General features: G+C 67.3%; 4 protein-coding genes. 2 read left to right on the top strand and 2 right to left on the bottom strand.

Going from position 1 to position 3,078, the window contains the following annotated elements; genetic code table 11:
* Together RWO33_RS19940 and RWO33_RS19935 are read right to left on the bottom strand one after the other, a co-directional pair.
* Positions 1 to 245: biotin/lipoyl-containing protein (locus RWO33_RS19940; protein ID WP_314107175.1), on the bottom strand; the 245-nt coding region annotated here is incomplete at its 3' end.
* A gap of 156 nt (positions 246 to 401) precedes the next feature.
* Positions 402 to 926, bottom strand: coding sequence for a DNA-deoxyinosine glycosylase (locus RWO33_RS19935; protein WP_314107173.1), 525 nt, complete (start codon positions 924 to 926; stop codon positions 402 to 404).
* Positions 927 to 1,117: 191 nt separating this feature from the next.
* Here RWO33_RS19935 and RWO33_RS19930 point away from each other — a divergent pair, with 191 nt between their 5' ends.
* Together RWO33_RS19930 and glpD are read left to right on the top strand one after the other, a co-directional pair.
* Complete coding sequence (locus tag RWO33_RS19930; protein ID WP_145479109.1) at positions 1,118 to 1,750, top strand: OmpW family outer membrane protein; 633 nt, start codon at positions 1,118 to 1,120, stop codon at positions 1,748 to 1,750.
* 162 nt (positions 1,751 to 1,912) lie between these two features.
* Positions 1,913 to 3,078 (top strand): glycerol-3-phosphate dehydrogenase (gene glpD / locus RWO33_RS19925; protein ID WP_314107170.1); only part of this gene is annotated, 1,166 nt, incomplete at its 3' end.

Below are 3,078 nucleotides of genomic sequence, written 5' to 3'. Positions count from 1 at the left end.
GCGTCGGCCACTTCGATCAGCGCCACGACCTTGCCCTCGGACAGGTTGTCACCGACCTTGACCTTGATTTCCTTGACCACGCCGGCGACCGAGGACGGCACTTCCATGGTGGCCTTGTCCGACTCGAGCGTGACCAGGCCCTGGTCCTTCTTGACCGTGTCACCCACGGCGACGAGCACCTCGATTACCGGGATATCGCTGTAGTCACCGATATCGGGGACAAGTGCTTCCTTGATTTCGGCCATGGGGATAACTCCGGCAATCTGGTGTAGGGAATCGCCTATTGTGGGGGCATGCGGCTCCTGCGCCAACCGGCTTGGGCAATTTTCAATGCCCCTGTCCCGGGACAGCCTGTTGCGGCCATCACCAGTCGGTACCGTATTGTCCCGCCGTGGTCCCGCTCAGCCTGCCACCACATCGGCCAGCGGCTGCCACGCCGCCTGCAGGCGCGACAGCGGCCAGGCCGCGTTGGCCGGACTGGTCGAGGGCAGCGACCACACCGGCAGCGATGCCGCGCGGGGGTCCAGCTGCGGATGGATGAAACGCACGAACGCGGTGTACGCGGTGCCACCGTTGCAGGCCACGGCCTGCAGTCGTGGCAACTGCGCGATCAGCGCCGGCAGTGCATTGGGAACCTCGCTGCCGCGCACGATCGCAGTGTCCAGGCTGCCGCGCCGGTCGCAGGCACCGATCACATCCCACAGGCCCAGGCCCGCCGCCTGCAAGGCGCACACGCGCGCGGCGTAAGGCAGGCCGGCATCGATACCGGTGAGTGCTGCCATCAACGGCCAGAAACGATTGCGCGGATGCGCGTAGTACTGCGCGGCCTGCAGCGATGCCACGCCCGGCATGGAACCCAGCACGAGTACGCGGCACCCCGTGTTCACCTGCGCAGGTAGGCCGATGCAATGCACTGCGTTCGTCACGCTGCCACCAGATGCATGAATGTCATGTCCCGCATGATCGCCTGCTGTGACAACGATTTCGCGCTGGTGGCTGAACGGAACAAACTAAAATTTAACGTGCGTCGGATTCGATTCATGTTGTGGGGACTACGTTTGCCTCGCCCCGCTGCAAAGGGGGCCCAGAACAAAAAAATACCTGAGGAGATTCCCCCATGCGCTCCATCCGCACCCTGACCCTGGCTACCCTGACTGCCCTTGCCTTCGCGCCTGCCGCCTTCGCGCAGGACAGCACCACCGACACCGCGTCGGGCAAGCATTTCGCCGTTGTCGGCGGCGTTGCGCTGCTGCAGCCGAAGAACGATCCGCTGGAAGGCATCGACAAGGTCGATGGTGGCCCGGCGCCGACGCTGAGCTTCAGCTACTACATCAACGACAACTGGGCCGTGGAACTGTGGGGCGCAGCCGACAAGTTCGACCACCGCGTGCGTGGCGCCAACAACGCCAAGCTGGGTACGGTTGAACAGCAGCCGATCGCGCTGAGCGGCCAGTATCACTTCGGCCAGGCCGACAACGTGTTCCGCCCGTTCGTGGGCGTGGGCTACTACGAGTCGAACTTCAGCAACGAAGACCTGGCCAGCGATGTCGGCCACATCGGGCTGGAGACCGCCAAGGGCGCCATCGGCACCGTCGGCGTGGACATGAACATCAACAGCACCTGGTTCGCCCGTGCCGATGCGCGCTACATGCATTCGCGTCCGGAGCTGACCGTCAACGGCAATGGCACCGGCGATGAAGCCAAGCTGGACCCGTGGACCGTGGGCTTCGGCATCGGCGCCCGCTTCTGATAGGTATCGTCTGAACGGTACCGCCTGATCGGTACCGTCTGACCGGTAGTGCCGCTGTACCTGCAACGGGCCCCTCACGGGGCCCGTTGTCGTTTCCGGCCTTTTCATTCGGCCTTGCCACCGGTCTGCTGATACTCCAGTCGGGCGCAAGGGGAACGGACGATGGACGACATCCGGGATGTCCTGGTGGTGGGCGGCGGCATCAACGGCGTGGCCATCGCCCGCGATGCGGCCGGGCGCGGCTGGTCGGTGCTCCTGTGCGAACAGGACGACCTAGCCGCGCATACCTCCAGCGCCAGCACCAAACTGATCCATGGCGGGCTGCGCTACCTGCAGTTCGGCCAGCTCGCGCTGGTGCGCAAAGCGCTGCGCGAACGCAGCGTGCTGCAGCGCCTGGCCCCGCACCTGGTCACTCCGACCTCGTTCCTGCTGCCGCATGCACGGCACCTGCGCCCGGCCTGGATGCTGCGCGCGGGGCTGTGGCTGTACGACCACCTGGCCGACACCGGCGCTGCGTTTCCGCACGCGCGGCGCGTGGACCTGCGCCGCGACCCGCGCGGCCATGTGCTGCAGCCGCGCCTGCGCACCGCCTTCAGCTATTCCGATGCGCGCGTGGACGACGCGCGCCTGGTGATCGCCACGGCGATGGATGCGCGCGAGCGCGGCGCCGAGATCCAGGTGCGCACGCGCTGCGAGCAGCTGATCCGCCACCGCGATCACTGGCTGGCGGTGCTGCGCCGGCCCGACGGCAGCATCCAGCGCCTGCGCGTGCGTGCCGTGGTCAACGCCACCGGCCCCTGGGCCGGCAACCTGCTGGAGCGCGCCGGCATGGATGCACCGATCGGCCTGCGCCTGGTCCAGGGCAGCCACATCGTGGTGCCGCGCCTGTATGCGCACGACAGCGCTTACCTGCTCCAGCAGCCGGACCAGCGCGTGGTGTTCGTGATTCCGTTCGAGCAGGACTACAGCCTTATCGGGACTACCGACGTGGACTACGACGGCGACCCCGCCCAGGTGCGCGCCGCGCCAACGGAAGTGGCGTACCTGTGCGCGGCGGTCAATGCGTGGCTGCGCAGCCCGGTGCAGCCCGAACATGTGGTGTGGCAGTACAGCGGCGTGCGCCCGTTGCTGGCCGACCACCACCTGGATGCGGCCAGGGTCACCCGCGACTACCGCCTGCACCTGGACCGGCAGGACGCGCTGATGCTGAGCGTGCTGGGCGGCAAGCTGACTACCTGCCGCACCCTGGCCGAGGAGGCGGTGGACCAGCTGGGCGCCGCGCTCGGGCGCAGCGAGCCGGCCTGGACGGCGTCCGGGCCGCCGTTGCC

This window comes from uncultured Stenotrophomonas sp. (genome assembly GCF_963519925.1).
Classification (GTDB): domain Bacteria; phylum Pseudomonadota; class Gammaproteobacteria; order Xanthomonadales; family Xanthomonadaceae; genus Stenotrophomonas; species Stenotrophomonas maltophilia_AE.
Note: the sequence above shows the minus strand (reverse complement) of the source record. Positions and strands in the feature narration are given on the sequence as shown.